This is a genomic window from Pedobacter quisquiliarum (assembly GCF_014642175.1).
Classification (GTDB): Bacteria; Bacteroidota; Bacteroidia; order Sphingobacteriales; family Sphingobacteriaceae; genus Pedobacter; species Pedobacter quisquiliarum.
The window spans coordinates 324214-339122 of record NZ_BMIL01000002.1; the positions used below are offsets into that span (position 1 = coordinate 324214).

The window sequence follows — 14909 nt, forward strand, 5'->3', positions numbered from 1 at the left end:
CTCATCTCTTTTTTATTATTAACACCATTAACGTTGTTAGTGTACATCCACCGGGATGTCCACATTCTTTTTGAACTTCTGCAGATACAGTAGTGGGATGGAGCAGAGCATGATCATGCCGGCAACCCAATAGGCATCATTATAAGTAAGCAGTAAGGTTTGCTTCATGATGGTACCCTCCAATGCTTTTGTTGCAAGCATCTTCGAGTCCATATAACCATATCCTTTACCCATGAAGTTCTGGATAAAACCATTAAAGCGCTCCGTAAATGCAGGATTGTACTCATTTACGTTGGTTAGCAGGTTTGTCCTGTGGTAACCCTGACGTACGTGAATCAGCGTGGTCAGTGCGGCAATACCGAATGAACCACCAAGCTGGCGCATCATGTTGTTTAAGCCTGAACCCTGACCGATCTCCGGTCCTTTTAGGTCCTGAATGGCCAGCGTGGTAAGTGGTACAAACAATAGCGCCATACCAAAACCACGGATCACCAACGGTAAAAAGAAGTCGCCGGTTCCCGATTGCAGGGTCGACTTGCTCAGCATCATACAAAACACGTAGAATAAGAACATCCCTACAGTCGCCATGAATTGCGCTGGAATCCCTTTTTTAAGCATGATCCCGATGAATGGCATCATAACGATGGTACACAGTCCCCCTGGAAACAGGAGCTCTCCGGTTTGTAGAGCGGAGAATCCGAGCAGGTTCTGGCAGAAGATCGGGAACACGAACACGGAGCCGTACAAGCCAAATCCAAGGATGAACGAGGTGAACATACCCACGGCGAAACTCCGGTGGCGCATGATCTTGAAGTTCACAATCGGGTGGTCTGTGGTGGTTTCGCGCCAGATGAACAGGAAGATACCCAGTACCGACATGACACTCAGTACAATGATGTATCCTGCAGAAAACCAGTCTTCACTTTCCCCTTTTTCAAGTACGGTCTGTAAGCTACCCACGGCAACGGCAAGTAAGATGATGCCCCACCAATCGATCGGCATACCTTTACCATCTTTGGGCGTCGTTCGGACGAAGGTATAGGTGAGGTATGCGGCGAGGATTCCGACGGGAATGTTTACGTAGAAAATCCAGGGCCAGGAGCTGATGTCCAGAATGTATCCACCGATGGTTGGACCTACAGTAGGGCCAACAACGGCACCAAGTCCGAAAAGGGCAGTAGCAATACCAATATCTTCCCTTGGCCAGGTTTCGATCAGAATGGCCTGCGCTGTGGAGATCAGTCCACCCCCTGCGATACCCTGCAGGATTCGGAAAATGATGAGCTCGTCCAGGCCGGTTGCGTTACCGCACAGGAAGGAGGCGATGGTGAAAAGTACGATGGAAAACAGAAAGTAGTTTTTTCGTCCGAAGCGGGAGCCGAGCCAGCCCGACATGGGCAGCACGATGACGTTCGCGACGGCATAACCGGTGGAGAGCCAGGCAACGTCTTCGAGCGTGGCACCCAGGTTACCCTGTATTTGTGGGAGTGCGACGTTCACGATGGTGGTATCAATCAGCTCCAGCAAGGAGGCGGTGATCACCGTAAACGTAATAATCCACTTTTTAAAACCTTGTTCGGCCATAATATTAATCTTTTATGGAAACAGAAACCTGTACACTCATGCCGGGACGTAGTTTGTCCATGATGGCTTTAGAAGCTTTTGTAATTTTGATCTTCACCGGAACACGCTGTACAACTTTTACGAAGTTACCAGTGGCATTGTCCGGAGGTAGTAAGGAGCCTTTCGCCCCGGTTATCGGAGAGAAGTTATAGACCTCGCCAATCACCTCTTCATTTGGATAAGCATCAACTTCTACCCTTACTTTCAACCCAGGTGTGATGTCTTCAAGTTGGGTTTCTTTGAAGTTCGCAGTTACATAGATGCTGCCTTCATTTACAATAGAGAATAGGGATTGTCCGGCTTGTACCAGTTGGCCTTTCTGAATGTTTTTACGGGAAACGATACCTGTTGCAGGGGCTTTGATTTCTGTATAAGAAAGCTGCAGCTTCGCAAAATCTACATCTGCCTGGCGCTGATTTACGCTGGAGCTGCTTACTGCAAGTTGCGATTGCGTGGTACCCACTTGTTTAACAACAGCATTGTACTGGTCGGTCGCGGCCTGAAATGCTGCTTCTGCAGATTCTTTCTGCGCTTTTGCCTGATCAAACTGTTGTTGGGTGATTGAACCGTCTTTTACCAGGTTAGCATAGCGTTCGTAATCTTTTTGCGCCAGGTTTAAACGTACACGTGCTTCGGTGATATTCGCTTTTGCCGTGCTGGTATTGGCAGATGAAGCGGCAATCTGTGCCTGCGATACGCCAACACCTGCAGATGCACCTTTCTGGGTAGCCAATGCCTGTTCCAGTTTCACTTTATAGTCGCGGTCGTCCAGTCTAACTAGGGTCTGACCTTCGGTTACGCGTGTATTTTCTTCGAAAAGGATGTCGTTAACGTAGCCACCAACGCGGGTAACCACAGGACTGATGTCGCCATCAATTTGTGCATCATCTGTATCCACGTGGGTACTGTAATATAAGTATTCCTTAACGCCGAAGATGGCGCCAATAAGGATCAATACCCCTAATATGATTGGTACGATCTTGCTTTTCTTTTTTACTTCGGTTGTCATGTTAATGGTTGTATGATTTATTGAAAAATTTTTCCGGTTGCGTTTAGTAGGGTATAGTAGGCAAGGCCTGCATCTGCTTTCGCGATTTCCAGGTTGATCTTGCTTTGGTACAATAAGGTTTCGGCATCGATACGGTCGATTGCGGAAGCGACATTGTTCCGGTATTTAGATTCCAGCAAGCGGTCGTTTTCTGAAGCTTGTTGAATAGATGTTTCCAGGATCTTGATTCTGGCGAGTGCCAGCTGATAATCCTGGTAGTTCTTGTTGATTTCAGTTTTCACCTGATCTACCTGCAGGTCCTTCGTAAGCGTAACTTCCTGCTGCTGAATTCTGGCTTCACTTACCTTGTTTTTGTTGTTCCATAGCGCGCCGATGTTCCAGGCCACATTTGCGCCAACAGTCATCGGTACAATATATTGGTTGGCGGGTGGGATGAATTTGCCGCTTGGATTGACGTAATACAGATTGGCACCAACACCAACCGTTGGCAGCAGGTTCGCTTTCACGTTCTTGATGTTGTTTGCTGCAACGCGGTTCTGGATATCTAATGAGCGCAGTTCCTGGCGATTTGCCATAGCCAATTCCAGGTAGTTGTTCAAGTTTTGCGGGGTATTCAGCGTTTCATCCGGGTTTGCGATTTCAAGGGTTGTCTGCTCCGGCAGGCCAAGCAGAATATCCAGGTTATAGTTGATGACCTTGCGGTTGTTTTCTGCTTCCATTTGGGAGAGCGTAACATTGGCCTGTTGCAACTGGAACCGCAAAACGTCGTTTTTAGTGACGATACCTTGCTCGAAGAAGCGTTGTGCTTGTTTCAGCTGGCCCGCAATCGCTTCCAGGTTCTGGGCAATTACTTTCTGGCTCTGACTGATTTTATGTAAAGCGTAGTAGGTATTGATGATTGCATAGCTGACATCCTTGGCGCTTTTATCGGCGTCCAGTTTTGCCACTTCCGTTAGCAGTCGGGTAGATTCTTCTGCAAGTTTGAATTTACCACCACCGTAAACCACTTCCTTTACTGCTGCGGTACCGATGAAAGCATCTGAACGTTTCGGCAGGCTAAGCGGATCAGCACCGCCAAAATCAAATGTGCTGGTTGTTATTTCCGCATGATTGTAAGCGAAGGAAGCACTCGCTGAAGGGAGCTTTTCATCTTTCACAATTTTCAGCTGCGCGACCGCACGGTCGATTCTGTTCTGCGAGAGCTTCAGGTTCTTGCTGTTCTCCAGTCCGAGTTGCACGGCCTCTGGCAGACTCAGCTTCCTGACGTCTTGTGCATAGAGCATGCCCGGCAGCAGCAAAGCTACTATGCTTAGTTTAAAGGTGTTTTGTATCATTTTTGGGGTGTTAAATACGTTTTTGTTAAATCTTTAAGGTGGGTGATCAGGCGCTCCGTTAAGATTTCACGATCCGCAGGGATCTTGATGTCGAGCTTGGAGCCCGCCGTAATCTTTGATGGCGAGGTGACCACATTGGTGATGGTGCCCATGATGGAGGCAATGACCATTCTGACATCCACGGACCTGAATTCGCCTTGCGCAATACCTTCATTGATGATGCGCTCGATGATCATCAGATTACCGCTCATGGCTTGTTTAAGCTTGTCGTACATCTCCGGACGTTGGGAGAGCGACAATTCGCGGTGCATCATTTTATGAAAGGCGATGTTGTCCAGAATTCTGCGGGTGTACTGATCGATGACCATCATCAGCTTTTCGAGCTGGTTCAGGTCTTCAGCCTCAATGCTGGTCAGTGCCAAACTAAATCCCTTGATGCGGTTGGACATGATCTCCATGAATACGCCTTCTTTGGAGCCGAAGTAATAGTTGATCATAGACATGTTGGCACCGGCCTCCGTGGCAATCTGCCTTGTGGAGGTTCCTTCAAAGCCTTGGGAAGCGAAAAGCTTTTCGGCGGCGTTGAGGATGCTGGTTCGTTTGTCTGTCTTTTCCATTTTTGAATAGCGATGCAAAACTAATCAATCGTTTGATTGATTGAAAGTATAAATGGAAAAAAGATTACAGTTTACCGCGTGCTGACAGAGCAGGATGGATGCTTAATTGCTAGGTTATATGCCTGTTATGGGGAAACAGAAAGGGCAGGAGTTTGTTAATGAAATTAAATGGTTTTTAAAATATTTCGATACCTTTGAAGCATTAGCAATTATGAATATGAATACAGAAGAAAGCACACAGAGTTTTGATTGGGTATATTATGTGTTAGGGATCGTTGCCGGAATCCTTATTGCAGCGTCCGTAACAGGTAGCGTATTATCGTCGATTGCAGGCGGTATTGTTGGTTTGATCATTTCAGCGTTATTCCTGAATAAGATCGTTAAAGGCCGTACTTACTAGTATTTTACCTAACTTCATCACCAAACCAAATATTGAACAGATGAAAAAATTAAGTTTAATGGTCGTACTTGCATTATTTGCAATTACGGTTAATGCACAGGAAGTGAAGTTTCCGGGATTGGATCCAAGTCCGGTAGACCTGGCATATTTCCCTGGAAGGGCTACACAGATGGCTAAAAAAGGTGCAGAATCTGCAGCTTTAATTAAAGTTACCTATGCTCGTCCTGCGAAAAAAGGCCGTGAGGTCTTCGGTGCTTTAGAGAAGTTTGGTGCTGTTTACCGTTTAGGTGCAAATGAGAGCACAGAAATTAAGTTTTACAAGCCTGTTGTAGTTGGTGGTAAAACCATTCCTGCAGGTAGCTATAGCTTGTTCGCCATCCCGAATAAAGACAAATGGACCATCATCATCAATAAGGATATTGACAGATGGGGTGCTTATGCGTATGACGAGACGAAAGATGTTGCCCGGGTAGATGTACCGGTAAAAGCTTTAACGGAGCCGGTTGAAAACCTTGCGATGGTATTTTCAGGCACAGAAAAAGATGCTGTATTGAACATTGGCTGGGACATGACCAGCGTAGCATTGCCAATCCAGGTACAATAGTATATAAGATATTGATCTCCCTTATGGGAGAACAAAAATGAAAGGCCGCTTAGTTGGAAGACTAAGCGGCTTTTCTATTGAAGCAGCATTTACGTTTTAGCTGAGGGTGGTTTTATTGGCATGCAGCTTTCTTCTGAGCAGGCGATCCATGTAAAGGAGTGCCAGGGCCAGGTCTACCATCAAGAAGATTTTCATAGACAAAGGGCTGAGCATTTCGCTCATGTTAAAGCTGAAGCTTGCCTCAGGCAGCTTGAAGGCCGACTGTGCAGGGTAGGTGCTGTTTGCCAGGACATAGATGAATATCGCCGCCAGGCTGAGGATAAAGAAAGCCGCAATGCCATAGATGATGTTGTTATTCACCCTCGTAGAAAGCTTTTTTGGTGCAATTTCTAGTGCAACGGCATCCATGACATTCCTGCTGAAAGACATGGAAGGTTCTTCCAGTTCATCAGCGGCCATGAGGTCGTTAAGCTTGCTCAGCTCCTGATAGGCAACCGCGTAATTGTCATCCGTCGCGATTTTTTCTGCAATGCGCTGGCTTTCGGCGGCGTTACAACTGCCGTCAATGTAGGCCCAAATTTCTTCATCTATCGTTTTCATAACAATTCTTTAACTTCATCTTTTAACAATAACTGCAGTTTTTCTTTGAGCCTGGTTCTGGCTCGATGCAGCTTTACTTTGATTGTATTGGGCTCCATTTTCAGTGCCTGTCCGATTTCTTCCAGGCTTTGCTCGCCTTTGTAAAACAGGGTGATGATCGCTGCATCATCTGGCAACAGCTGATCAATGGCCTGGTTCAGGTAAACATAACCCGAGCGTTGGTCATGGCCGTTGGCCTGGTAAGCAGAGATGTGATTCTCCAATTGTATGCTACTTTCTTCGTCGTTAATGGAATCGGTAAGCAGTCGCTTTTTCCTTAGGAACGTCATGGCCGTGGTATATGTTATGCTGAATAACCAGGTGCTGAACTTTGAGCTTTGTTTGAAGGTCCCCAAAGCACGGTAGGCTTTCACGAAGGTGTCCTGCGCAATTTCCTCTGCATCTTCGCGGTTCTTCGCATAACGCATGGCTAAGGTAAATACGTAACGCTGGTGACGCTTCACCAACTCCGCATAAACAGCAGTGTTGCCCTCCAGTATGGCCGTAATGAGTTCGATATCGCTTAGCTGCTGCTGCATAATTACCTCTGAGACGTCGCTTTTGGAATGGAGGTTACAGCAATTTAAGAATATTTTGTGGTGCCGAAAACCGGCTTTGTCGCTAAATGGATAAAAAAACATTAGCATGCGCTGGCATGTACCCTTAATTTTGGTTTATAAACCACGATTACACCGAATGACTATGATTACAAAACTGAAGTTGTTGCCTGGTATCATGCTGCTACTTTTTACAGCAACCGCTACTTACGCGCAACAGACCAAAACCTACACCATTAAATCGCCAGATCAGCAGCTTTCCATTCAGGTAGAAGCTGGTAAAAAGCTCCAGTGGCAGGTGCATTTGAATGGTAAAACCATCATCGCACCTTCTGAGGCAAGCATGAAGCTTGCTGAAAAGCAAACCTTTGGTGAAAATATGGTTATTCAATCCAGTCGCATTGACGATGTGGACACGAAATTTGACGCGCACTTCTATAAAAAGAAGTCGGTGAAAGACCAGTACCAACAATTAACCTTGAACATAAAAGGCAATTATGGGGTTATTTTCCGCGCCTACAATGATGGGGTGGCCTACCGCTTTTTCAGTACGAAGAAGAACGACTTCACGGTTGTTTCTGAAAACGCAAACTTCAACTTTGAGAAAGATTACAAAGCTTTTGTGCCCTATGTGAACGACCCACGTGCACCTGGGGATTCATTTATCAGTTCCTTTGAAGCCTTATATGACGAACATTTGATTTCAGGTTTCCTGAAAGATTCCCTGGCATTTTCACCTTTACTGGTGGACCTGGAGAACGGGGTAAAAGCAGCGCTGATTGAGGCACACCTGGAAAACTATCCGGGTATGATGTACTTGAAAAGTTCGGTAGCTTACGGGCTGAAGGGTGCTTTTGCTGCCTATCCCTTAGCGTACAAGGTTGGTGGCCATAACATGTTGAACCAGCTCGTAACGAAAAGAGCCAATTACATTGCAAAGGTTAAAGGCGCAACTGCCTTCCCATGGAGGGGGCTGATTATTAGTAAGCAGGATACCGAGCTGTTGAATAATGACATGATACAGAAGCTTGCGGCACCAAACCGCATCAAGGATATTTCCTGGATTAAGCCTGGTAAAGTGGCGTGGGACTGGTGGAACAACTGGAACGTCAGCAATGTAGATTTCCGTGCAGGGATTAATACAGAGACCTACAAGTATTACATTGATTTCGCGGTTGCGAACAAGCTGGAGTACATCATTATGGATGAAGGCTGGAGCAATTCGGTAGACTTACAGCAAATCAACCCGAAGATTGAGGTGGAAGAGATTGTGAAGTATGCCAAATCTAAAAACATCGGTGTGATCCTTTGGGCATCCTGGAGAGCTGTAGATGCCGACATGGAAGCTGCATTTGCGAAATACGCGAAAATGGGCGTTAAAGGTTTCAAGATCGATTTCCTGGACCGTGACGATCAGGTGATGACCAACTCGACTTATCAGATTGCTGCTGCAGGTGCGAAACATAAGCTTTTAATTGACCTGCATGGGGTGTTTAAACCGGAAGGCTTACAGCGTACCTACCCGAACGTCATCAACTATGAAGGTGTTAAAGGACTGGAAAACTCCAAGTGGGCAGATGCCAATGATGTTCCACGTTATGACGTAACCATTCCATTTGTACGAATGCTGGCAGGTCCTTTAGATTATACGCCTGGTGCCATGCGAAACGCTGTAAAGGCGAACTACCGAGCGATAAACGATAACCCCATGAGTCAGGGTACCCGTGCACACCAGGTCGCGATGTACGTGATTTATGAAGCGCCGCTGCAGATGCTGGCAGATAACCCTACTGCATATTATAAAGAGCAGGAAACCACAACCTTCATCAGCAAGGTGCCTACAGTATTCGATGAAACGGTTGCGCTGACCGGAGAGGTGGCGGAATATGTCGCACTTGCCAGAAGGAGCGGCCAGATCTGGCATGTAGGTGCGATGACCAACTGGACTGCGCGGGACCTGGACATAGACCTGTCGTTCCTGCCTGCAGGAAACTATGAAGCGGAAATCTTCCAGGACGGCGTTAATGCTGACCGGGAAGCTACGGATTATAAGGTTAGAAAGATCAAGGTGAAAAAAGGAGATAAGATCAAGGCACAGCTGTCTACCGGTGGCGGATGGGCGGCGCGCATCTATCCTGTAAAATAAAATATCCTGATCCGCATTGCGGATCAGGATATAAAACCAAAAAAAGGATAGCCTTGGCTATCCTCGTGTTTTTTCGGATGTTTTGATGATTATTCCGGGTGTTTATCGATCCAGTTCTTCTCTATTACATAAGAGATGATCAGGCCAATTCCCCCGAAGATGCCCAGGAAGCCGAAGTAAACGGCAACGGATTCTTCTTCTGTGAGCTGGTATAACTTTGCGACGAACAGCGCGATAATTAGACCGATACCCAGTCCGACCAACAGTAAACCGAATTTAAGGCTCAGGAACGGTTTCGGCGCGGCAACACTCTTGCTCATGCCTGGATCCATGCCACGCTCGATCATGGCCATTTTCTCTTTATTAGATAGATATCTGATGCCAAACACCATTGCGAAAGCACCAAGGAACATTGTGATTGGAATTAATTCTTCCATGATATTGTGTGTTAAAAGGTTAAAGTAAACATGAACTTAACAGCTGTTCTGTATACTAAGACCACATGAAATTTTAACAGGTTACACCCTTATGAAAAAATACTGAAGGTTTATATGTGCTTTTTACCAAATGGGGCACTATAGGCCAGCTATATTGCCCTGAAATGCCCTTCCCGAGCAGTTCTTTTAAGCTTCAGGGCGGGCGAGGTACCTTTCTTTAATCACATTGGTATGGTGAATAACGTGACCCGCAAGCACAAATAACATCGCACGGACGGTAATGTCGCGGTTGGAGGCATTGCCCATCATGTTCAATTCATGTTCCTGCAGGGATTTGAAAAGATACATGTTAGACCGACGTAATAAAGAAAACTCTTCGGAGAAGCTCAATAAACTACGGTCGCTGAAATGTGCGTTTGCAACATAATCATCTTCTTCAAAGCCCGGCACGGGGGTCTTTTCACCTCTTGCGAAGCAGATTACCCGATAGGTCAGGATTCGCTCGGTATCGATCATGTGCCCGATCAGTTGCTTAATGGTCCATTTGCCTGGTGCATAAGCGTAATCTGCTATCTCGATAAGGTTGTTTATGAAATCGGCAAATTCGAGCGCCTGACTTTCCAGCACTTGTAAAACATCTTCATTTACATGTTTAATGTACGTTTCTGCCCAGACAGGATACTCATTAGGTTGTGGTCGGTTCATAGGTTATGCTGCTTTTTAATACGATTCTGAAGGTAGTGCCTTTGCCGAGTTCAGACTCTTTAACAAAGATTTGTCCGCTGTGGTAGTTCTGAACAATACGTTTGGTGAGCGATAATCCCAATCCCCATCCGCGTTTGCGCGTGGTATAACCAGGCTGGAATACGGCCTCGAACTTAGAACGTGGAATTCCCTTGCCGGTATCGGTTACATCAATAAAGACCTCTTCTTTTGCAAGGTGCTCAATGATGTTCACCGTAATGGTCCCTTCATTGCTGATGGCGTTTGCAGCATTTTTCAGCAGGTTCTCAATCACCCAGTCGAACAGCGGTACATTCAGCAATGCACGCACCTGATCGTCGCCGATGATTTGAAAAGTGATCTTATCTGAAGTCCGAAGTTTAAAGTAGTTGACGAAGTTGCTGATGACCACATGCACTACATGGTCTTCCAGGATGGGTTTGGACCCAATCTTAGAAAAGCGGTCGGTAATAACCTCCAGTCGCTTGATGTCGTTTTCCATCTCTTCAATGAGTGGATCGTTCTCCGCATTAAAGCGCGATTTCATGAGCTCCACCCATGCCATGAGGGAGGAGATCGGCGTGCCCAGCTGGTGCGCGGTTTCTTTGGCCATACCCACCCAAACCTGGTCCTGCTCTGCCTTACGTGCCGCACTGAAGGCCACATAAGCAGTAATCAGAAACAATGCAATTACCCCGAGCTGTATGTACGGGAAGTAACGAAGCTGCGTTAAAATAAAGGAGTCCTTGTAATAGACCAGCATCTTTTCACCCATGTAGTTAATTGGCAGGGGGGTATGCTGTTCTTTCATCCGCCTCAGTTCACGCTGAAAGTAGGCGGGGTCGTAGGTGGCGGTAGATTCTGCGTTGATGTAGTTGGTCTTGGTGCTGTCTAAGCGTAGATACGCCTGGATCTTTGTGCCGGTGGTGTCTGTCAGGATTACGGGCACCTTGCTGCTTTCTTTAATCATGTTCAGCACATCTGCGTAGCGAACATCATCGAAGATTTCAGAAGACTTTTCCGTTCCTTTAACCCAGAGTTCAAATTGTACTTTCTCTTCGCGCTCCATCTTCTTCACGAAAAAGTCGGAATAGAATACAGATGCCGTTCCAATAACGATGGCAAAAACAAGGAGAAAGATCTTCCAGCGGCGTTTCTTTTCGTAAGGATTCATAGTGTAGGAAGGCAAATTACAAATTATATATCTTTGCAACACAACTATGGAAAAGAAAGTAAGAGTAAGATTTGCTCCAAGTCCGACCGGAGGACTTCATTTAGGTGGTGTACGTACCGCCCTGTTTAACTATTTGTTTGCCAAACAAAATAATGGAACCTTCATTTTAAGGGTTGAAGATACGGATCAGACACGCTTTGTGCCAGGTGCCGAGGAATATATCGCCTCCTGCCTGGAATGGTGTGGCATGAAGCCCGATGAAAGTCCGACCCTGGGCGGGCCTTTCGCACCTTACCGCCAAAGTGAGCGTAAAGCGAGCTACAGGCAATACGCAGAAAAGCTGGTTTTAAGCGGCCATGCATACTACGCTTTTGATACCCCGGAAGAGCTGGACGTTAAGCGTAAAGCTGCACCGAACTTCCTTTATGGCCAGACCACACGCATGGAAATGCGCAACTCACTAACGCTAACAGCCGAAGAAGTACAGCAACTGCTGGATGAAAATACACCACATGTGGTAAGGATCAAGATCCCTGAGAATGAAACTGTTTCTTTCTTTGACCAGATCCGTGGGCATGTAAGTTTTGATACAAACCTTGTAGATGACAAGGTACTGCTAAAAGCAGATGGTATGCCAACCTACCACCTGGCCGTTGTGGCCGATGATCGCGCTATGGAAATATCCCATGTTTTCAGGGGTGAGGAGTGGTTGCCTTCAGCACCGATACACATATTATTATGGAAATACCTGGGCTGGGCAGATGAAATGCCGGAATGGGTGCACCTACCTTTGATCCTTAAGCCAGATGGAAATGGCAAGCTGAGCAAAAGAGATGGCGACAGGCTTGGCTTCCCCGTTTATGCGCAGAACTGGACGGATCCCAAAACCGGCGACCTGACCAAAGGTTTCCGCGAGTTGGGCTTCATGCCAGAAGCATTTATAAACCTGCTTGCGATGCTGGGCTGGAACGACGGTACCGATCAGGAAATCTTTACTATGGAGCAACTGATCGAGAAGTTCTCCCTGGATCGCATTTCTAAGGCGGGCGCTAAGTTCGATTATGAGAAAGCGAAATGGTACAACCACGAGTGGATCAAGCAAGCCGATGCTGCAGCGCTTGCACCTGAAGTAAAAGCAGCTTTAGCGACTGCTGGGGTGGAAGTTCAGGATGATGAAAATTTAAGCACTGTCATTGAGCTCGTTAAAGACAGATGTAATGTAATCTCCGATTTTGTCACACAAAGTTCCTATTTCTTTGTTTCTCCTAAGGATTATGACGTCGCAGCGGTAAAGCCGAAGTGGAATGCGCAGAAAACCGCCTTTTTCGAAGCCTATGCGGCCCTTCCTATGGACGGTAATGCCGTGGAACTTGAAGCGCAGTTTAAAGCACTGGCTGCAGAACACCAACTAAAACCTGGTGAACTCATGCTGCCCTTCCGTGTGATGCTTGTTGGCGGTAAATTCGGCCCTGGTGTATTCGATATCGCCATTTTATTGGGTAAAACTGAAGTTGAAAATAGAATAAAACAAGCATTAGAGGCGTTCATTTAAGTATATAGCTATGCAATGGTTTGGTAAAGGAAGTGGCAATGTAGATGACAGACGTGGTATGGGCGGTGGCGCTGCCATCGGTGGTATAGGCGGTATCATAGTTGTTGTACTCGGATTGTTATTCGGTCAGGACTTCAGTGGACTGGTCAATCAGCTTCCAATCGGAAACCAAGCCGCTACAGAAGGCAAGAAGGGCGTTCCGGAAGATGCTGCAGGACGTTGGGCATCTAACGTCCTTGCTTCTACAGAGATGGTTTGGGCGGCAAAATTCGAAGAGATGGGCCGCCAGTATGAACCACCAGTCCTTACCTTATTTGAAAATGGTGTATCTACAAGCTGCGGAAACGCCAGTTCCGCAGTCGGACCGTTTTACTGCCCTGCAGATCGCCATGTGTATCTAGACCTTAGCTTTTACAATGAGCTGAACAACCGTTTCGGTGCTTCCGGCGACTTCGCCAACGCTTATGTCATTGCGCATGAAGTTGGGCACCACATCCAAACTTTACTAGGTATTTCACAGAAAATGGACCGCTACCGGTCACAACTTTCAGAAGTGGAGTACAACAAGCTTTCTGTGAAGCTGGAGCTACAGGCCGACTTCTTCGCTGGCGTATGGGCAAATGGCGCAAAGAACCTTGGACCAGACCTGTTTAAACTCGAAGAGGGCGATATCGAAGAAGCGTTGAATGCTGCCAACGCCATTGGTGATGATAAACTGCAGAAACAGGCACAAGGAGAGGTTAAACCCGACTCCTTTACGCACGGAACTTCTGCACAACGCATGGCCTGGTTCAAGAAAGGTTTCGATACAGGCGATATGAACCAGAGCGACACCTTTAATTCACCAGACCTGTAACATTCAAATAACAGATCGTGAGTTTTACTTTAACATTATCGCAATAATATACAAAGTTGTATAACTTAACCACACATTATACAGCCGCCGCTAAGGCTTAATATAAAAGAATGATTCTAATCGTAGATGACACCCCAGAGAACTTAATATCCTTAAAAAAAGTTCTTGAAAAACATGACTTTGAAGTTGATACCGCCTCTTCAGGAGAAGAAGCCCTGCGAAAGGTACTCCGAAATGAATATGTTCTAATCATCCTCGACGTTCAAATGCCCGGAATGGATGGTTTTGAAGTCGCAGAAGCCATCTCCGGCTATAGCAAGGCTAAAGAAACCGCAATCATTTTCCTCTCTGCAGCGAATACTGAAACCAGATTTATTACCAAAGGATACTCTTCAGGTGGTTTGGATTACATCACCAAACCGGTGGATATGAGTGTATTGCTGCTAAAAGTGAAAACCTTCTACCGCATTTACGAACAAAGCAGAAAGCTTATCGAGATTCAAACGGCATTGCTTGAGGAGATAGAGTTCCGGAAACAGGCGGAGTACAAGAAAGATGAATTCATCAGTATAGCCAGCCACGAGCTCAAAACACCGCTTACCAGTGTAAAAGGTTATGTGCAACTGCTGGAAAGAAGCATCGACAAAGGTGATGTGCAAACGGTAAAAAAACACCTCCTAAAAGCACAAACACAGCTTGAAAAACTAAACAACCTCATTGCCGACCTGCTTGACATTTCCAAGATTGAAAGCGGAAAGCTGAAGTTCAATAAACAAAACTTCTATATCGGTGATCTGTTGAAAAACCTGGTTGAAGTGATGTCCCATTCCTTCCCAGACTACAAAATCGTCATCAATGGTCAGGTAAAAAGCTGCATCTTCGGCGACGAGATGCGCATTGAACAGGTGATCATCAACTTCCTTACCAATGCCATAAAGTACTCTCCGGGTACAAGCGAAGTGGTCATCAATGTGCGCGAAGAAAACGAACGCATCTATCTTGGTGTGCGCGATTACGGCATCGGCATTGCGCCCGAGCAGCAGAAAAGCCTGTTTGAGAAGTTCTACCGTGTTGAAGAAACCGCACTGCACTTTCAGGGATTGGGCATCGGCCTGTATATCTCCGCAGAGATCATCAGAAGACATGGCGGTACTGTAGGTGTGCAAAGCACCCTTGGTGAAGGCGCTGAGTTCTACTTTGAAATACCTTTGATATCTCCTCCGGAAATCGATTAATTT

At 46.3% G+C, this 14909-nt stretch carries 15 protein-coding genes; 6 read left to right on the forward strand and 9 right to left on the reverse strand.

Annotated elements, in window-relative coordinates; genetic code table 11:
* Window positions 1–36: 36 nt before the first annotated feature.
* From IEW69_RS03835 to IEW69_RS03850, 4 genes are read right to left on the reverse strand one after another with little or no spacing between them, the layout of a single operon-like run.
* A complete protein-coding gene (locus IEW69_RS03835; protein ID WP_188625505.1) occupies window positions 37–1584 on the reverse strand; it encodes a DHA2 family efflux MFS transporter permease subunit in 1548 nt (515 codons plus the stop codon).
* A 4-nt stretch (window positions 1585–1588) separates the two neighbouring features.
* A complete protein-coding gene (locus tag IEW69_RS03840) occupies window positions 1589–2632 on the reverse strand; it encodes an HlyD family secretion protein (RefSeq protein WP_188625506.1) in 1044 nt (347 codons plus the stop codon).
* Window positions 2633–2649: 17 nt separating this feature from the next.
* Window positions 2650–3966, reverse strand: a complete 1317-nt coding sequence (locus IEW69_RS03845) for a TolC family protein (RefSeq protein ID WP_188625507.1) — start codon at window positions 3964–3966, stop codon at window positions 2650–2652.
* Window positions 3963–4583 (reverse strand): TetR/AcrR family transcriptional regulator, encoded by a 621-nt coding sequence (locus tag IEW69_RS03850; protein ID WP_188625508.1) that lies wholly within the window; start codon window positions 4581–4583, stop codon window positions 3963–3965. The genes IEW69_RS03845 and IEW69_RS03850 overlap by 4 nt, the downstream gene beginning before the upstream one ends.
* Window positions 4584–4800: 217 nt before the next feature.
* Between IEW69_RS03850 and IEW69_RS03855 the strand changes: the two genes are divergently transcribed.
* Both IEW69_RS03855 and IEW69_RS03860 read left to right on the forward strand, forming a co-directional pair.
* Window positions 4801–4983: a hypothetical protein gene (locus tag IEW69_RS03855; RefSeq protein WP_188625509.1), complete on the forward strand. Its 183-nt coding sequence runs from the start codon at window positions 4801–4803 to the stop codon at window positions 4981–4983.
* A gap of 40 nt (window positions 4984–5023) precedes the next feature.
* Window positions 5024–5587, forward strand: coding sequence for a DUF2911 domain-containing protein (locus IEW69_RS03860; protein WP_188625510.1), 564 nt, complete (start codon window positions 5024–5026; stop codon window positions 5585–5587).
* Window positions 5588–5683: 96 nt separating this feature from the next.
* On the opposite strand, the gene IEW69_RS03865 is transcribed toward IEW69_RS03860, so the two are convergent.
* On the reverse strand, window positions 5684–6187 hold the full coding sequence (locus IEW69_RS03865) for an anti-sigma factor family protein (protein WP_188625511.1): 504 nt from the start codon (window positions 6185–6187) through the stop codon (window positions 5684–5686).
* Entirely contained in the window at window positions 6184–6765 is a 582-nt protein-coding gene (locus IEW69_RS03870) for an RNA polymerase sigma factor (RefSeq protein ID WP_188625512.1), read from the reverse strand. The genes IEW69_RS03865 and IEW69_RS03870 overlap by 4 nt, the downstream gene beginning before the upstream one ends.
* A gap of 163 nt (window positions 6766–6928) precedes the next feature.
* Between IEW69_RS03870 and IEW69_RS03875 the strand changes: the two genes are divergently transcribed.
* Entirely contained in the window at window positions 6929–8929 is a 2001-nt protein-coding gene (locus tag IEW69_RS03875) for a retaining alpha-galactosidase (protein WP_229663503.1), read from the forward strand.
* Between the two features lie 89 nt (window positions 8930–9018).
* Here the strand turns inward: IEW69_RS03875 and IEW69_RS03880 are convergent, their stop codons facing one another.
* The 3 genes from IEW69_RS03880 to IEW69_RS03890 all read right to left on the reverse strand — a co-directional run bounded on the left by IEW69_RS03880 (window position 9019) and on the right by IEW69_RS03890 (window position 11263).
* Complete coding sequence (locus IEW69_RS03880) at window positions 9019–9366, reverse strand: DUF6249 domain-containing protein (RefSeq protein WP_229663504.1); 348 nt, start codon at window positions 9364–9366, stop codon at window positions 9019–9021.
* 186 nt (window positions 9367–9552) lie between these two features.
* The gene (locus IEW69_RS03885; RefSeq protein ID WP_188625513.1) at window positions 9553–10071 is read right to left on the reverse strand and encodes a DinB family protein; all 519 of its coding nucleotides are present in this window, start codon (window positions 10069–10071) and stop codon (window positions 9553–9555) included.
* On the reverse strand, window positions 10052–11263 hold the full coding sequence (locus IEW69_RS03890; RefSeq protein ID WP_188625514.1) for a sensor histidine kinase: 1212 nt from the start codon (window positions 11261–11263) through the stop codon (window positions 10052–10054). Before IEW69_RS03890 ends, IEW69_RS03885 begins: the two co-directional genes overlap by 20 nt.
* A gap of 46 nt (window positions 11264–11309) precedes the next feature.
* On the opposite strand from IEW69_RS03890, the gene gltX reads away from it, so the two are divergent.
* From gltX to IEW69_RS03905, 3 genes are all read left to right on the forward strand, one after another.
* Window positions 11310–12815, forward strand: coding sequence for a glutamate--tRNA ligase (gene gltX / locus IEW69_RS03895; RefSeq protein WP_188625515.1), 1506 nt, complete (start codon window positions 11310–11312; stop codon window positions 12813–12815).
* 10 nt (window positions 12816–12825) lie between these two features.
* A complete protein-coding gene (gene ypfJ, locus IEW69_RS03900) occupies window positions 12826–13671 on the forward strand; it encodes a KPN_02809 family neutral zinc metallopeptidase (protein WP_188625516.1) in 846 nt (281 codons plus the stop codon).
* Window positions 13672–13781: 110 nt separating this feature from the next.
* Entirely contained in the window at window positions 13782–14906 is a 1125-nt protein-coding gene (locus IEW69_RS03905; protein ID WP_188625517.1) for a hybrid sensor histidine kinase/response regulator, read from the forward strand.
* Window positions 14907–14909 lie beyond the last annotated feature (3 nt).

What these genes read in the sequence shown, in the direction of transcription:
- gltX (WP_188625515.1), top strand. Translation starts at nt 11,310, where the DNA reads ATGGAAAAGAAAGTAAGAGTAAGATTTGCTCCAAGTCCGACCGGAGGA.
- IEW69_RS03880 (WP_229663504.1), bottom strand. Translation starts at nt 9,366, where the DNA reads ATGGAAGAATTAATTCCAATCACAATGTTCCTTGGTGCTTTCGCAATG.
- IEW69_RS03870 (WP_188625512.1), bottom strand. Translation starts at nt 6,765, where the DNA reads ATGCAGCAGCAGCTAAGCGATATCGAACTCATTACGGCCATACTGGAG.
- IEW69_RS03850 (WP_188625508.1), bottom strand. Translation starts at nt 4,583, where the DNA reads ATGGAAAAGACAGACAAACGAACCAGCATCCTCAACGCCGCCGAAAAG.
- IEW69_RS03865 (WP_188625511.1), bottom strand. Translation starts at nt 6,187, where the DNA reads ATGAAAACGATAGATGAAGAAATTTGGGCCTACATTGACGGCAGTTGT.
- IEW69_RS03840 (WP_188625506.1), bottom strand. Translation starts at nt 2,632, where the DNA reads ATGACAACCGAAGTAAAAAAGAAAAGCAAGATCGTACCAATCATATTA.
- IEW69_RS03845 (WP_188625507.1), bottom strand. Translation starts at nt 3,966, where the DNA reads ATGATACAAAACACCTTTAAACTAAGCATAGTAGCTTTGCTGCTGCCG.
- IEW69_RS03890 (WP_188625514.1), bottom strand. Translation starts at nt 11,263, where the DNA reads ATGAATCCTTACGAAAAGAAACGCCGCTGGAAGATCTTTCTCCTTGTT.
- IEW69_RS03835 (WP_188625505.1), bottom strand. Translation starts at nt 1,584, where the DNA reads ATGGCCGAACAAGGTTTTAAAAAGTGGATTATTACGTTTACGGTGATC.
- IEW69_RS03860 (WP_188625510.1), top strand. Translation starts at nt 5,024, where the DNA reads ATGAAAAAATTAAGTTTAATGGTCGTACTTGCATTATTTGCAATTACG.
- IEW69_RS03875 (WP_229663503.1), top strand. Translation starts at nt 6,929, where the DNA reads ATGATTACAAAACTGAAGTTGTTGCCTGGTATCATGCTGCTACTTTTT.
- IEW69_RS03885 (WP_188625513.1), bottom strand. Translation starts at nt 10,071, where the DNA reads ATGAACCGACCACAACCTAATGAGTATCCTGTCTGGGCAGAAACGTAC.
- ypfJ (WP_188625516.1), top strand. Translation starts at nt 12,826, where the DNA reads ATGCAATGGTTTGGTAAAGGAAGTGGCAATGTAGATGACAGACGTGGT.
- IEW69_RS03855 (WP_188625509.1), top strand. Translation starts at nt 4,801, where the DNA reads ATGAATACAGAAGAAAGCACACAGAGTTTTGATTGGGTATATTATGTG.
- IEW69_RS03905 (WP_188625517.1), top strand. Translation starts at nt 13,782, where the DNA reads ATGATTCTAATCGTAGATGACACCCCAGAGAACTTAATATCCTTAAAA.